Source organism: Paraplanobispora siamensis (assembly GCF_016863175.1).
Taxonomy (GTDB): domain Bacteria; phylum Actinomycetota; class Actinomycetes; order Streptosporangiales; family Streptosporangiaceae; genus Planobispora; species Planobispora siamensis.
Genome location: NZ_BOOJ01000052.1, coordinates 130,229 through 145,224 on the forward strand (window position 1 = coordinate 130,229; position 14,996 = coordinate 145,224).

Below are 14,996 nucleotides of genomic sequence, written 5' to 3' on the forward strand. Positions count from 1 at the left end.
GTGAGGGGCGTGGGTGAGCGAGGACGCATCGGCCGGTCGGCTGTATGCCACGGTGGAGATCGACACCACCGGCCTGCGCCGACGCGCCAAGGAGCGCCTGGAGACCGAACTCGCCGGCACCAAGGCCAAGATCCAGGTGGAACTGGATGCGGCACGGGTGGCGACGCAGGCCAAGGCCGCCGCCCAACGCGCGAAGATCACCGCGAAGATTGAGGTCGACCGCGCCCAGGCCCGGCGAGAGATCGCCACCAAGCTGGCCCAGGCCGCCCGGGATGTGCGGGCGCGGGTGGTGCTGGAGGTCGACGACGCCGCCACCCGGCGCCGCATCCGTGAGGTCACCCGCGACCAGAAGGTCAACGTCGGTGTCGACGCCGACACCACGGCCGCCACTGCGCAGGTGGAGGCATTCCGCCGCAGCCAGTCCGGCCGCGCGGTGACCATCCCGGTGCAGGTGTCGGGCAGCCAGGCGCTCTCAGCGCTGGGCCGCGCCCTGGTCATCCTGTCGCGGTTTCCGGCCATCGCCTCCGGAATCGCGGTGGCCGCCGGCGCCGCCACCAACCTGGCCGCCAGCCTGTTTTCGGTGGCCGCGGCCGGCTCCCAGGCCGTCGGCGTGCTGGCCGCCGTACCCGGCCTGGTCGGCGCTGCCGCCCAGGGCATCGGCACCCTGTTCCTGGGTTTTTCCGGCATCGGCGATGCGGTCAAGGCGCTGGGCCGCGCCCAGGAGCAGGCCGGCCAGTCGGCCACCACGGGCGCCTCCCGCCAGTCGGCCGCCGCCGACCAGGTGCGGGCCGCCCGCGAACGCCTGGCCCGCACCGAAGAGGCGGTCGCCGAACGCATTGCCGATGCCCGCCGCAGCCTGGCCCGGGCCCAGGAATCGGCCGCTGAGCGGGTCGCCTCCGCCCGCCAGGCGGTCGAACGCGCCGCCGAATCGGCGGCCGAACGCGCGCTGGCCGCCGAGGTCCGGCTGACCGATGCCCGGGTGGAGGGGGCCCGCCGCGTCCAGGAGGCGGAGCGGCGCCTGGCGGCCACCCACGCCGCCACCGCCCGCGCCCAGCAGGAGTTGAACCGGGCCGGCGCCGCAGCGGCCGAACGCTTCGAAGACCTGAGCTTGGCCATCCGCGATGCCGCCCTGGATGAGCAGGACGCGGTCGTGGCGCTGGAGCATGCCCGGCGCCGCCTGGAAGCGATCACCAGCCCGTACGCCGAAGGTCACTCCGACCTGGACAGGCGCCAGGCGCAGGTCGACTACGACAAGGCCGTGCTGGCCCTGGACAAGATCCGCGAACACCAGGCGGACCTTGCGGCCGAACAGGCCGAAGCCGACCGCACCGGCGTCGAAGGCTCCCAGGAGGTCGTGGAGGCCCGCGACCGGGTGGCGGCGGCAGCCGAAGCCCAGGCCGAAGCCGAACGCGACCTGCGTGATGCCCGTGCCCAGGCCGCCCGCGATGAGGCCGATGCCATCGCCGAACTGGCGCGCGTCCAGCGTGACGGCGCCCGCGATGTCGCCGACGCGCAGGCCGACCTGGTGCGCGCCCAGCGCGACGGAATGCGTGAGGTCGCCGACGCCCAGCGGGCGCTGCGCGCCGCCCAGCGTGACGGCGCCCGTGATGTCGCCGATGCCCGCCGGGCGATCGTGGAGGCGATGTCGGCTGGCACGCAGGCGGCGCAGGCCCAGTCGGCGGCGGTCCGCAACGTCGGCATCGAGATGGACAAGCTGGGCCCTGCCGGTCGCAGGTTCGCCCGGTTCGTGCACAGCGTCTTGACGCCGCGCTTTCGCCGGCTGCGCGATGCGGTACAGGCAGCGCTGCTGCCGCCGCTCCAGCGGGCCATCACCCGCGGCATGCCGCTGCTGGACACCATCCAGACCGGCCTGGTCGGCACCGCCAAGGTCATCGGCCGTCTGGCGGAGGACTTCGCCGAACTGGTACGCACTCCGGCGTTCCGCAACGACGTCGCAAAGATCATGCGGTCGAACACCCGGGCGCTGAGCGACTTCGGGGACGCCGGTATCGCGCTGGTCGACGCGCTGAAGGAACTGGCGGTCGTCGCCGGGCCGATCCTGCTGGAGCCGTTCGCCAAGTGGATCAAGACGCTGGCCGAAGGCTGGCGCGAATCCCTGAAAGCCCGCCGCAAGACGGGTGAGCTGGCCGATTCGCTGCGGCGGGTCCGCGACGTCGCCAAGAAGATCGTCGGCACCATCTCCGACGTCGTGCGCGGCATCCGCAACATCGCCAAGGCCGCGGCGCCGTCCGGCTCCACCCTGCTGGACTCCATCGCCGCCGGCGCGGAGAAGTTCCGCGAATGGACCGAAGATCCGCAAAACCAGGAACGGCTGCGGAAGTTCTTCGAAGAAGCACTTCCGGTGATGGGGGAGTTCGCCTCCGTCCTGGGCCGCATCTTCCGGCTGATCGGCCGCCTGGCGGAACTGACCGGTGGCGACAGCCTGGCCGGGTTCTTCGGTGTCCTGAACGCCATCTTGGACGTGCTGGAGAAGATCACCGAACTGCCCGGTGGCGGCACCGTCCTGACGACGTTGCTGGTGCTGGCCGGCGCGGGCCTGGCGCTGGGCCTGGTGGCCCGCGCCATTGGCGGCATCGCCTCCAACCTGGGCAAGGTGGCCCGCTTCAGCGGCCTGTCGAAGCTGTTCGGCCTGATGACCGGCCGCGGAGGCGGCGGTCGCTCCCGGATCCGGGATCTGGCTGACGACGTCGACGGGCTGAGCGACGCCATCGACCGGGAGCTGCCCAAGGACCGCGACAAGTCCCGGGCGGTCGACGACATCGGCAAGAAGGCCCGCACCACTTCCGGGCGGGCCAACAGGCTGGGCAAGGCCTTCGACGACGTCGGCGACAAGGCCGCCGTCAACGCCAAGAAAAGCCGCGGTCTGGCCAGGGCCTGGGAGCGGGTGGCCGCGGCCGGAGCGGGCGCGCTGCCGCTGCTGGGGGGCGGTAAGGCCGGCAAGGGCGGCAAGGGCAAGACCCTGGCCAAGGGCGGCGCCGCCGGTGTGGGCCTGCTGGCGCTGCTGTTCTCCGATGAGATCGCCAACGTCATCTCCGGCGGCCAGAAGGGGCTGCGCGGCGCTCTGGGAGAGGGCTTCTCCGGCGCCGTCTCCTACGGCGGGCTGGGCTCCCTGCTGGGCCTGCCCGGCGCCCTGCTGGGCGGCGGCATTGGCGGTCTACAGGGGCTGATGAAGGGCTCCGGGCTGGGCCCGCACCACCCGGTCAACATGGGCCTGGAGACGTTCGGCAACTACTTCGGCGGGGTCGGCAGCATCGCCAAGGCGGTCGCCTTCCCGGAGCTGATCAAAAAGGAACTCAACACCGCCGGGAAGTTCTTCGCCGACTTCGGCAAGAAGGTTCCGCAGGCGCTGTCCGGCAGCTGGGCGACCATCCTGCGTGACGCCTCCGGCACCCGCGGCCTGGGCGGCGTGCCCGGCCTGGTGCAGGGACTGCTCACCCGCGCCGGCGGCCACTTCGCCAGCCTCAGCAAGACCGCGCCGGCCACGGTGCGCACCGGCTTCACCCAGGCGGCGCGCAACGTGCCGTTCCTGGGGCCGCTGGTGGCTGGCGTCAGCGACATCGTCAACCGCACCCAAGGCGAGTTCGACGGCCTGAACCGCGGCGCACCGAAGTCGGTGCGCACCGGTTTCGATGCGGTACTGAACGCCGTTCCCGGGCTGGGCCCGCTGGCCTCCGGCGTGGGCGGCATCGTCAGCCAGGCCGTCGGCAAGTTCACGGAGATGCGGGCCAAGGCGCCCGCGCTGACCGATGCGGCGCTGAAGGCCGCGGCGGGCAGCGTGCCGGTGCTGGGACCGATCGTCGGCGGCGTCGGCACCATCTTGGACAAGGTCCGCGGCCGGTTCGCCGGGTTGCGGAAGGATGCCCCCGGCCAGGCCCAGGCCGGGTGGAAGGCGGTGGCTGCCGGCGTCACTACCCACCTGGGGCCGGTCCCGCCCCGGGTCGACACCCTCCTAGACAAGATCAAGACCCGGTTCGGGCTGCTGAAGACCAACGACACCGCCGGCCAGGCCCAGGCCGGATGGAAGGCGGTGGCTGCCGGCGTCACCACCCACCTGGGGCCGGTCCCGGGCAAGGTCGACACGATCTTGGATCGCGTCAAGGGGTTCTTCTCCACCGCTACCAACGCCATCGGCCTCACCTGGGGGCGGCTGCCGGCCAAGGTCGGCGGCCCGGTGGAGAAGGTCTCCGACGACATCTACGACCGCGGCATCGTCGCAGTCTGGAATGCGATTGCCACGAAGATCCCGGGCGCGCAGGTCCTGGGACGGCTCAACCTGAACTTCGCCCGCGGCGGCATCCTGCCCGGCTACACCCCCGGCCGGGACGTGCACCGGTTCGTCTCCCCCACCGGCGGCGCCCTCAACCTGTCCGGCGGCGAAGCCATCCTGCGCCCCGAACTCACCCGGGCGCTGGGCAAGCGGTGGATCGACACCGGCAACCGCATCGCCCGCAGCGGCATCGGCGCGGCCACCCGCTGGCTGATCGGCGTCGGTGACCCCGCCGGCGTGCCGGGGTATGCAGGCGGCGGCATCCTGGACACCCTGGGCGGCTTCTTCAACCAGGCCAAGGACTTCTTCTCCTCCGGGGTGCGGGCCGCGGCCTCCACCGTGTTGAAGCCGCTGATCGGTTGGGCGCAGCGCAGCCTGGGCGCCACCCCGTGGGGCAGCATCGTCGCCGGCGTCCCGGCCAAGGTCATCCCGTGGGTGCTGAACTGGGCCGACGACCAGGAATCGAAGCTGGGCGGGCCCGGCCGCCGCGCCGTACGGGCCGTCCGCGGTGTGATCGGCACCCCGTACTCCTGGGGCGGCGGCGGCCCGGGTGGACCCAGTTTCGGCTTTGCCCAGGGCGCCGGGATCCGCGGCTTCGACTGCTCCAGCCTCATGCAGTACGGCTGGTACCGGGCCGTGGGCAAGGTCATGCCGCGCACCACCTACAGCCAGCGGCCGTGGCTGACGCCGGTCTCCGGCCAGCCCCGCGAAGGCGACATCGGCCAGCCCAACCCGGACCACACCTTCATGTACGCCGGCCGCGGCAGGGTGATCGAAGCGCCCTTCACCGGCGCCCACGTGCGCGAAACCGACGTCCGGCCGGCGTGGTGGGGCCGGGTGCCGCAGTCGTTCCTGCGCGATGGCGGCGGCCCGGTCTACCCCGGCAAAAACCTGATCGACAACCGGACCGGGGATCTGGAGTGGATCCTCAACCCCCGCGCCATCGACCTGCTGGGCGGGGTGCGCACCGTGCACGACCTCAACCGCGGCGTCGACGTGGTCAGCCGTGCCCGCGCCCAGGTCGCCCGCGCCTACACCCACGCCGCCACCGCCGCCGCCCGTCAGGGGGTCGTCAACGTGTTCCCGCAACCGCACCAGTCCGAAGAGGAGATCGGCGCCATCGCGGCCCGCCGTCTGGGGGCGATGCTGGGATGAGCACCCCCATCGATTCCCCCGTCTACACGCTGGGCACCTGGCAGGGCAACGTCGTCGACGACTTCGGCGTGGAGTGGGTCGTCGAAGTCGAAGACGGTTGGAGTTCCAGCCCGCCGGTCAAGGCGACGATTGAGGAGAAAACGGCTGGCGACGGCGCCTGGACCGGACCGGGCTTCTACGCCGCCCGGGTGATCAACCTGACGGGCAAGGCCCAGGCCCCCGACCGGATCAGCATGCTGGAGGCCAAGGACCGCATCAAGGCCGCCCTCAAGCCCCGCGTCCCGATCCAGCTGCTGGTGGCCGAAGCGCACCGCACCCGCACCGCGCAGGTGCGCATGTCGGACCGGGTGGAGCTGACCGACGTCAGCGCCCACATCTTCTCCTGGGGCATGACGATCACGGCCGGGGACCCGCGTCGCTACGACCCGACCACCACCACCGTCTCCACCGCTCTGCCCGCCGCCACGACCACCGGCCGCACCTACCCCAAGACCTACCCGGTGCTGTACGGCGGCGTCGTCGAAGGCGGCACCGGCAGCGTGTTCTTCCTCAACGAAGGCGACTTCGACGAAACCCCCGCAACGATCACGTTCAACGGCCCCGTGCAGACCCCGCGGGTGGAGCACGTGCAGACCGGCCGCAATCTCACCTTCGACCTGACGTTGGACGTCGGCGACGTGCTGGTGGTCGACCTGCTGCGCCAGACCGCGCTGCTGAACGGCACCTCCAACCGCGCCTACACCATCAGCGCCGGCAGCGCCTGGTTCATGGCCACCCCGGGCCTGAATGAGTTCGCCTTCCGCGGCGTCGCCCTGCCACCCACCGAACCGCTCATGACCGTCACCGCCGCATCGGCGTGGACCTGACCCGGGGGACACCATGGCTCCGATCAACCCGCCCACCTACCTCCAGGCCGGCACCTACTCCGCCCGCCTTGACCGGTTGTCGCAGGCCGGCCTGCTGATGCCCGCGCACGGCTCCGGTGCCCTGGCCATCCGTTCAGGTGTGCGCCCCACGCCCAGCAACACCGGCTTGCAGGTGACGCAGCGCAGCACGCCGGCGATGTTCGTCACGGTCGGCGCCGGGGTCGGCTACGTCCAGGCCCAGTCGGCCACCGGCGGCGTCTACATCGTCAACAACGACGCCAGCTACGACGTGGCCATCGCCGCGGCCCACGCCACGCTGGGCCGCCGCGACCTGATCGTGGCCCGCATCTACGATGCGGAGGTCTCCGGCGCGACCAACGAATGGCGACTGGAGGCGGTCACCGGCACCCCGGCTGGCTCCCCGGTCACCCCGGCCACCCCGGCTGGCGCCGTCGCGCTGGCCAGCGTGCTGGTGTCGGCCGGTGCCACGACCATCACCAACGCCGCCATCACGGACCTGCGGGTCTACACCACCGCGCTGGGCGGCACCATCCCGGTCCTGTCCAGCGCAATGCCCGCCAACCCCTACGAAGGCATGGCCGCCTACCAGACCGATCTCAACCGGCCGGTGTGGTTCGATGGCAGCGCCTGGAAGGGCTGGGTGGATGCGGGCTACCAGACGGCTGCGGACGTGGCCGCCGCCCTGGATGTCTACGCCCCGGCCTACGCCCACGACGAAGGCAACACCCGCACGATCTCCACCGTCGGCAGCTTCGTCGCCTACACCGGCGCCCCGTCGGTGTCCGTCGTGGTCCCGGCCTCCGGAAACGTCCTGGTCACCTGGGGGTTCACCGGCTACAACAGCGCCTCCGACCAGGCATCGGTGCGTCTGGGCGTCAACGTGACCGGCACCAACAGCAGCACCCCAACGCTGGGCAACAGCGCGTGCGTGTCGGGCAACCTGGACAACGCCGGCGGCGCCAACGCGCCCATCCGCAGTGCGTCGCGCACGAAGCTGTACACCGGCCTGACCCCCGGCAGCACCACGTTCACGCTTCAGGCGCGCATCTCCTCCGGCGCGCCCGCCACCCACGCCATCTCCGACTCCTACCTGCTGGCCCAGCCGGTGCAGTGATGGCCACCTACCGCTACTTGTTCTACGACTTCTCCACGCGCCGGCTGATCGACGCGCTGCCCATGGATGAGGTGTCGTTTTCGTGGGAGCTGCGCGGCGTGGGCACCTTCACCGGGCAGATCCCGCTGTATGCCGATGAGCTGCCGGCCGCACGCGTACTGGAGGCTGTCCAGCCGTACCGGACGAAGATCTTCGCGGAGCGGGACGGCGGTCTGGTGTGGGGCGGCTGGATCCACCAGGAACCCTCCTACGACTCCTCCACCGGGAAGCTGACCGTCAGCGCGGAGGAGTCGCTGGGATACTTCGCGCGCCGCACCATGCCGTCGGTGGTCTTCTCCGGCGTCGACCAGCTGACCATCGCCCGCTCCTTCCTCACCACGGCGCAAGCCGAACCCGGTGGCGACATGTGGATCGCCGTCGATCCGTCGGTGCTGTCGGGCCGGCTGCGGGATCGCTCCTACAGCCAATACGACCAATCGCCCGTCTTGACCGCGCTGACCCAGCTGTCAGAGGTGATCGACGGGTTTGACTTTTCCACCCAGGTCGGATGGGTCGGCGGCCTGCCCCATGAGCTGCTGGTCCTTGGCTACCCCCGTCTGGGCCGTACCGGCAAAGATTCCGGCCTGGTCTTTGAGTTTGACCGCTTTTCCGGATCCGGCGGCAACATCGACAGCTACACCTGGGGTGATGCCGGTGTACCGATGTCGACGCGTACCTGGGCCAACAGTGAGACCGACGAAGGGGTGCAGCTCACCGCGCGATCGGAGCGGCCCGACCTGATCGCCGACGGCTACCCGGTGATGGAAAACAGTGAATCGTTCGACGGCGTCGTCAACGGCTCCACGTTGCAGACCCACGCCGATGCTCTACAGGACTTCCGTTCCGCCCCGCGCGTCGTCGCCCAGTTCACGCTGGTCGCCGGCGCCGGTGTCGACATCGGCGACTTCGGCATGGGCGATGAGGTGCTGGTGCGGTTGTCGGACTGGCGCCACCCGCCCAACCCGACCACCGGCGCACCCGGCTACCTGAACTACCTGCGCATCACCGGCTGCGCAGTCGCGCCCGGCGTGCAAGGCGCGGAACGGCTGACGTTCACCTGCGCCGACTTCGCCGCCGCCTGAAAGGAGAGGTGAGCATGGCCCGTGGGCAGCGCCGGATCATCCCGGTCACCCCGCAACCCTCCCGTCACCCCGGATCCCGGGTGGTGACCACCACCCCGGACGTGGTGCGGGCGGTCACCGACATCCGCCAGCAGGTCGGCGCCCAGGCCGCCCGGGTACGGCGCGAAGATGTGACCTTCACCTCCGCCGACCCGGCGCGCGGGGAGCCGTGCACGGCCGCCGCCATGACCAACACGCTGGTGACCACGGTGTACCGGTCCGGGCACACGCTGTATGTCGACCTGGCGATGGGCACCGGGGCTGCCAGCGTGATGGAGGCCCGCATCACCGTGCCGGACCTGAGTATCACCGGGGCCGCGATCGACACCCCGGCCGGCGGCGTTGAGCGCGACATCCGGGTGCAGTTGTCCCTGCCGGACGCCTGGCCCATGGGAGAGGCCCACCGGGTGTACATCCAGGCCCGGCGGGTGTCGGGAGGCGATGCCACCACGGTGCGGGTGCTGCGGGCCTGGCAACGGTAAGGGCGCGACGGTAACGGGCCCGAATGCGCAGGCTGGGGGAGCAGATCACCGCATTGGAGAGATCATGACGCTCTGGCGCGATCGGTTGTACGCCAACCCGTTCGGCACGATGGCGGCGGTCGCCGCCATCGTCTTGGGCATCCTGGGCGCCGTGCTGGGCGATGACGTCAGCCGGGGCATGGCCAACTCCCTGGCCAACAGCGCCGACGTCGTCGCCCACCTGTGGGGAGTCGCTTTCGCCGTCGGCGGCGCATTGAAGCTGATCGGCCTGTACCGGCACCGCACCACGATGGAGATCCCCGGCCTATGGGTGATGTTCGGTGGCTACAGCTTCTACAGCCTCACCGTCACCACCGGTCTCCAGGTGCACGGCCTGGCCGCCGGCACTATCTCCGCGGCCCTGGCCGTGGGCTGCCTGCTGAAGGTCCGGCTGATCATGCGGCAGGCGCGGTGGGTTGCTGGGGCCGGTGGCGATGGAACTGTCTGAGATCTTGATCGCCATCGCCCAGGTCGCCGTCGGGGGCGGCATCGTGCAGGGCGCGCTGGCTTGGAGCCGGCGCCGCTCAGAGCTGCGCCAACTGGACCGCCAGACCGACAGCGTCGCCGTCGGCGCGGCCGACACGGTCGTCACGATGCTGCGCACGGAGTTGCAGGACGCCAAGGTCGCGGCGGAGGAGACCTCCAAGCGCAACGCCGCCGAACAGGCTGACCTGCGCCGGCAGATCCAGCACCTGGGGGAAGAGGTGTCGCGGCTGCGCGCCGATCTGGTGATCGCCCGGGCGGAGATCGCCCGGCTGAAGAGTGACCGCGAAGGGGAGTTGTCATGAGCGAAGCGACCGCCGGCGCAAGGGCGCCGATTGAGCGGAAGGTCACGGCCTCCAGCACGGCCGCGGCTGTGGCCGGCGCGCTGGTGTGGTTGCTGGAGACCACGGTGCTGCACGGCGCGGTGCCGGAGCCGATCGTGACGCTGATCTATGTTGCGGTGCCGGGGCTGTGCGCGCTGGCGGCCGGGTTCTTCGCCAAGCACACCTGGCGGAGTGACCCTGAGGCGCTGAGGACGAAACCGTACATTCCGCCGCCCGGATCCAGCATCTAGATCCACGCCAAGGGTTGGGTTGGCGAGGAGTGTGCCCTACCATGAGAGCGCAAGGCCACCCCCTTGCTGCGCGTTTGGCCTTCGGGCCTGCGGCTGCATCTGACGAAACCAGGTATGACCTCTCCGAAGGCCTGGCCGCCCGCGTGCGGGCAGCGACAGATGCAGTTACGGGCGGACGAGGATTCGCTCCCGATGACTCCGTACCACGAGCAGTAAGAGGACACCACGGCGAGGTCATGGACGCCGGGTTAGGGGTGGCCAGCATCATGTCTGGGCCCGCTCCCCCTTGATCTTCTCGCGCAGCGCCGCGGCGGCTTCGGGGCCGCTCATCCCCCGCTCCAGACAGCCCATCAGGAACTTCGTGTCCGGGTAGCGCACCTGGGCCAAGATGCGTTCGGCCTGGCGGCGCACGGTGCCATCGGCGGCGGCGGCGCGGGCCGCGCTGATGAAGGGACTCAGCTCCGCGCGGTGCTCCCGGTAGCGCTGAACATCAGCAGTGGCCCGCTCCCGGGCCCGGTGGGTCTGGGCGGAGCGCATGCGGTGGCCGGCCCGGTCGATCAGCAGCGCCAGCGCGTCGTAGGTGCGCTCCAGCAGTTGCGGGCTGCGAAAGACCCGCCGGCCAGAGGGGTCGGGGCTGGCGGCGTAGTGAGCGACGGCGTCGACGAAGTCTTCATCGCTCATGGCGGCCAGCAGCGTCACTTCCCTCTGTTCGACAGCGGTCAGGGCCGATGAACGATCCGGTGTGGCCGGCTGGCCGGGGGCATCAGCCGGGTGGGGGCGTACAGACATGGAGGCCTCCTGAAGTCCTGGTGGCCGGACGTCGCTCACGCCCGGCGCCCCTTCAGCATAGATCGCCCCACCCTCGCCTCCCCGGCCCGTGCGCGGTACCGTGACTGTGGGTGCGACGCTAAGTAGCTGCGCATTCCATGATGGCCGGGAGAGCGACCCGGCCGTGCCATCAGGAGGCGATCAATCATGACCGTGGTGATCGATGATGCTGCCGTCCCCGTGCCGCAGCTGGTCGGGCCGCTGACCATCCAGCCGGGCCAGAGCAGGCTGACCCCGCTGCAAGCTCAGGCGTTCCGGGCGATCTCCAACTTCGACCCGCGCGCTGAGCCGGCGTCCTGGCCGCACATCAACGTCTTCCTTCAGCTGTGCATTGAGCTGAACCTGTCGCCGTGGTCCCGAAAGATCCACCTGTATCGGCGGGGGGAGGGTGAACACGCCCGCTACGTCATCCAGACCGGCATCCACGGCCTGACGGAGCTGGCGCAGCGCACGGGCCGGTTCATTCGCTGGGGGGAGACCGTCTTCACCTCCGCCGACGACACCCCGGCCTGGTGGCACCTCAACCCCGTCACCGGCAAGCGGGAACGGGTGTGGGTGTCGACCTGGGTCTGGCCGGATACGCACCCGGCCGCGGCCCGCACCACGATCTGCTACTACGACGGCAAGGGCACCGAACGGGAGATGACCGCGGAGGTGGCCTGGCAGACGTTCGCGCCCTACCAACTGGTCTACGAAGGCCACGGTGAGGACCGGCGCAAGGTGATCGGCGCCGACGGGGTGCCGCTGGTGGAGCTGGAGCCGGGCTGGTCCGGCGGCAAGGGCATCTACATGCTGGCTAAGTGCTCCCGGGCGAACATCCTGCGCCTGGCCTTCCCGGCCCAGTGCGGCAACGTGTTCATCGATGAGGAGTTGCACGCCCAGGACGCACGCGTGCGCGATGAGGCGGCCACGCAGGTCATCCAGGCGCGGGCCGCCGCGCTGGCCGCCGCCCAGCACGCCGGTGCGCACGGCGTGGGCGGCCCGGCCTCCCCCGTGCGCACGACCCCGCGGCCCGTGAATGTGCTGGTCGACCCAGCCGCGGGCGTGCGCGACGGCGTGCACGATGGCGGGCGTGCGCCCGCAGCGGCGCTGCGGCTGCCCGTGCGGCACATCGTGATTCACACCGTGGGCGCGCACGCTGAGGCCGTGCATGTTCCGCCGCCCACGCCCGCCCAGCGGCGGGCGTGGGCACTGGCGGAACTGACCGAAGTATCAACGATCATCGGCCGGGACGTCTGCGTGCCGATCGTGCGCCGCTACGGGCAGGCGGGCGCGGTGCTGGAGGACGTGCCGACCGACTTCATCGTGGATGTGCTGGGTCCGCTGCGGGCCGTGGTCGCCGTGCGGCTGCGGGAGCTGGGGCGCCATGGTGAAGCCGCGGCGTACGCGGGGTTCCCGGCCGGGGCGACCGCGCCGGTGGCGGTGCTGTTCGGTCACGCCGACGGCCAGGACGGCGACTGAAGGCTACGGAGGGACGTCGGGGTCGCGGCGGGCGCGGGTCAGCACCTGCACCGCCAGATCGGCCAGCCGCTCCACGTCCAGCCGCTCCACCAGATCGTTAAGGGTCTCCGGCGGCAGGTGGATCGGGGCGGCGACCGGGCGGCGTGGATGCGTGCCGGCCGGGTCTTCTGCCGGGGGTGCCCAGGGGGCCGGATCGCCGTCGCGCCAGCGCTGCTCAGCGTCGGCGTACAGCGCCTTCGCGGTGTCGGCGTCGATGGTCAGCAGGGCGCCGATCTGGTCCCAGGAGGCGCCAGTGCAGATGCGGGCGCGCAGGACGGTCAGCACGCGGAAACGCCTGTCGCGGGCGGCCATCTCCCGCGCCGCGTCGATCATCTCCGTGACGTCCAGGTCGGGATCCAGGGCGCGGGCGGCGACCGTGGCCGTGTAGGCGCGGATGTCTTCAGCGGCGATGGCGTGCGCTGTCTCCGTACGGCGCTTCAGTAGCTCTTCGCTCCTTGTGTCCGCAGCCACACTATCGACTTTACCTCCGCTGTAGATCATAGTCAGGCGGCGTTCGTCGGGATCCTCTGCCGCTGGGAGTTCTGGATTCATCGGCTACCACCACGATTTTGGAGGGAGAAGCGGGGTGGGCATCGTGCCTGTCCGGGCGCTGTTGTCCGGTATGACATCCGGCGTAACCGGCGCGGGAGCAGAAAAGGACCGCAGAGGGACGGGTCATCTTTCCTCTCGCAAACAACCGGCATCCGATAGTGCATGCAACGTAACTCTTTGTGTCACCAGTGCGCCATCGGATCGCCAAGGCCGGTGTTGCCTGAGGGGAAAATCGCAGCCTCGCCCGTAACCCTTGTCGAGTGCCCCCATCCTCGGGATACCATGACATCCAAGCGCTAAGTACCTGTCCTATCGGAGTAGGGCGGGACCTTACCCGCTGGGCGCCGATACCGTCGGCGCCCATGACGCACCGTATCCACTCCTGCCGGGAGAGCGACCCGGCGGGGGCGGATCGTCAGGAGAGGGTGCCCCATGTCCCACGTCAGGGGGGCCGCGTGAGCGTCCCCACCCATGCCACCATCGCCGCAGCCCGCCGCATCATCGTCGCCGGGCTGCCGATCGGCCCGCGCGAAGACCCCTGCTGCTGCGGCCACGGCCGCCACCACCACGGCGGCCGGGCGTTCTCCGGCAAGTGCCGCACCGGGTGCGGCTGCCGCGCCTGGCGCGCCGACGGCGCCTACGTCCTGGCACAGGAGGCGATGACCGCCTACGGCTCCTCCGTCATGGACGACATCGACCGCTGGCACACCGCCACCTACCCGCGGCCCGTCCCGGCCGCCGGCGGCTGGGGCGTGGGCCCCTCCGACGTCACCACCTGCCGCAAGCGCATCTGGTACCGGGAGCTGCACCCGCAGCTGGCCCGCCCCGTCAGCACCTCCGCCGCCCTGCTGGGCGACATCATCCATGAGGTCGCCGCCACCGCCCGCCGGGCGCTGTACCCCTGGCAGAAGGTGGAGATGCCGGTGCGGGTGCCCGGTCTGGACCGGCCCGGCCGTATCGACCGCTACGACCCGGTGCTGGCGCTGGTCGACGACATCAAGACCAAGGGCCCGCGCGGCTGGGAACGGTTGAGTGAGACCGGCCCCGATGAGGGCTACTGGAAGCAGGTCGCCGTCTACGGCTACGGCCTGGCCGACGCCGGTCACCCGGTGCAGGTCATGCGTCTGACCTACATCAACCGCGCCACCGGCGATGAGCGCACCTATGAGCGGCCCTACTGCGACGCCTTCGCCCGATCGGCCGTCGGATCGCTCATCGCCCTGAACGTCGCGCTGGACCTGGGGCTGGACCTGCCGCGCGACGGCCGCGGCACTACCGACCCCATCTGCACCGAATTCTGTGAGTTCTACGACGACTGCTGGAGCGTCACCGCCGCCCGCGCCGCCGGGGTCTCCCCCGAGTTCCTGACCACCTTCGGCATCGACGCCGACCCCGACCTGGTCGCTTGGGCCGCCGAAGTGGCCCGCGGCTGGAAGGACGACGAAAACGAAGCCGAACGCGAATACAAGGCCGCGATCTCCATGCTGAAGGGCGCCCTGCGCGGCGAAAAGCAGGGCCGCTTCGGCGACTACCGGATTGTGGAGAAAACCCGGCAGGTCAACGACTACAAGCGCTACTGGCAGGCCGTCGCCGACCTGCGCGATGAGTACCTGAGCTGGGACCCGTCCTTCCGCGGCGACTTCGCCGACTGGGTCGCCAGCCTGCCCATGCCCAAGCGCACTGAGACGTGGATCGAGGTCAAGAGGGTCACCGACCCCACCACCATGGCCCAGATCACCGCATAAATAGAAAGGATCATCCGTGGTCACCACGTCAGCCGAAATAGAGATCATCGACGCCGTCGCCGACGCCATCGGCGGCCGGTCCTGCCTGGCCGTCGCCCGCATGCAGCCACTCCCGGAGGCCGGGCAGCCGCTGCTGCCGGAGGTGTGGGCCGCCCACCTGACGCACTTCGAAGAGGTGCGCATCGACGG

The 14,996-nt window shown here is 70.7% G+C and carries 12 protein-coding genes; 10 read left to right on the top strand and 2 right to left on the bottom strand.

Annotated features, from left to right (window positions below):
- The first annotated feature begins 13 nt into the window (after positions 1 to 13).
- The 8 genes from Psi01_RS44210 to Psi01_RS30350 all read left to right on the top strand — a co-directional run bounded on the left by Psi01_RS44210 (position 14) and on the right by Psi01_RS30350 (position 10,182).
- Positions 14 to 5,443 (top strand): NlpC/P60 family protein, encoded by a 5,430-nt coding sequence (locus Psi01_RS44210; protein ID WP_275424612.1) that lies wholly within the window; start codon positions 14 to 16, stop codon positions 5,441 to 5,443.
- Positions 5,440 to 6,309 carry a phage distal tail protein gene (locus Psi01_RS30320; RefSeq protein WP_204067539.1) on the top strand — a complete coding sequence of 290 codons (870 nt, stop codon included), beginning with the start codon at positions 5,440 to 5,442 and terminating at the stop codon, positions 6,307 to 6,309. Before Psi01_RS44210 ends, Psi01_RS30320 begins: the two co-directional genes overlap by 4 nt.
- 13 nt (positions 6,310 to 6,322) lie before the next feature.
- Entirely contained in the window at positions 6,323 to 7,444 is a 1,122-nt protein-coding gene (locus tag Psi01_RS30325) for a hypothetical protein (RefSeq protein WP_204067540.1), read from the top strand.
- Complete coding sequence (locus tag Psi01_RS30330; RefSeq protein ID WP_204067541.1) at positions 7,444 to 8,565, top strand: hypothetical protein; 1,122 nt, start codon at positions 7,444 to 7,446, stop codon at positions 8,563 to 8,565. Before Psi01_RS30325 ends, Psi01_RS30330 begins: the two co-directional genes overlap by 1 nt.
- Positions 8,566 to 8,579: 14 nt before the next feature.
- Complete coding sequence (locus Psi01_RS30335) at positions 8,580 to 9,086, top strand: hypothetical protein (protein ID WP_204067542.1); 507 nt, start codon at positions 8,580 to 8,582, stop codon at positions 9,084 to 9,086.
- A gap of 64 nt (positions 9,087 to 9,150) precedes the next feature.
- A complete protein-coding gene (locus Psi01_RS30340) occupies positions 9,151 to 9,573 on the top strand; it encodes a hypothetical protein (RefSeq protein WP_204067543.1) in 423 nt (140 codons plus the stop codon).
- Entirely contained in the window at positions 9,554 to 9,913 is a 360-nt protein-coding gene (locus Psi01_RS30345) for a hypothetical protein (protein WP_204067544.1), read from the top strand. The genes Psi01_RS30340 and Psi01_RS30345 overlap by 20 nt, the downstream gene beginning before the upstream one ends.
- Positions 9,910 to 10,182: a hypothetical protein gene (locus Psi01_RS30350; RefSeq protein ID WP_204067545.1), complete on the top strand. Its 273-nt coding sequence runs from the start codon at positions 9,910 to 9,912 to the stop codon at positions 10,180 to 10,182. Before Psi01_RS30345 ends, Psi01_RS30350 begins: the two co-directional genes overlap by 4 nt.
- Before the next feature lie 264 nt (positions 10,183 to 10,446).
- On the opposite strand, the gene Psi01_RS30355 is transcribed toward Psi01_RS30350, so the two are convergent.
- On the bottom strand, positions 10,447 to 10,863 hold the full coding sequence (locus tag Psi01_RS30355; protein WP_204067546.1) for a hypothetical protein: 417 nt from the start codon (positions 10,861 to 10,863) through the stop codon (positions 10,447 to 10,449).
- Between the two features lie 294 nt (positions 10,864 to 11,157).
- Between Psi01_RS30355 and Psi01_RS30360 the strand changes: the two genes are divergently transcribed.
- Positions 11,158 to 12,471 (top strand): recombinase RecT, encoded by a 1,314-nt coding sequence (locus tag Psi01_RS30360; protein ID WP_204067547.1) that lies wholly within the window; start codon positions 11,158 to 11,160, stop codon positions 12,469 to 12,471.
- 3 nt (positions 12,472 to 12,474) lie between these two features.
- On the opposite strand, the gene Psi01_RS30365 is transcribed toward Psi01_RS30360, so the two are convergent.
- A complete protein-coding gene (locus Psi01_RS30365; protein WP_204067548.1) occupies positions 12,475 to 12,981 on the bottom strand; it encodes a hypothetical protein in 507 nt (168 codons plus the stop codon).
- Positions 12,982 to 13,517: 536 nt separating this feature from the next.
- Here Psi01_RS30365 and Psi01_RS30370 point away from each other — a divergent pair.
- Entirely contained in the window at positions 13,518 to 14,807 is a 1,290-nt protein-coding gene (locus Psi01_RS30370) for a hypothetical protein (protein ID WP_204067549.1), read from the top strand.
- The last annotated feature ends 189 nt before the right edge of the window (positions 14,808 to 14,996 follow it).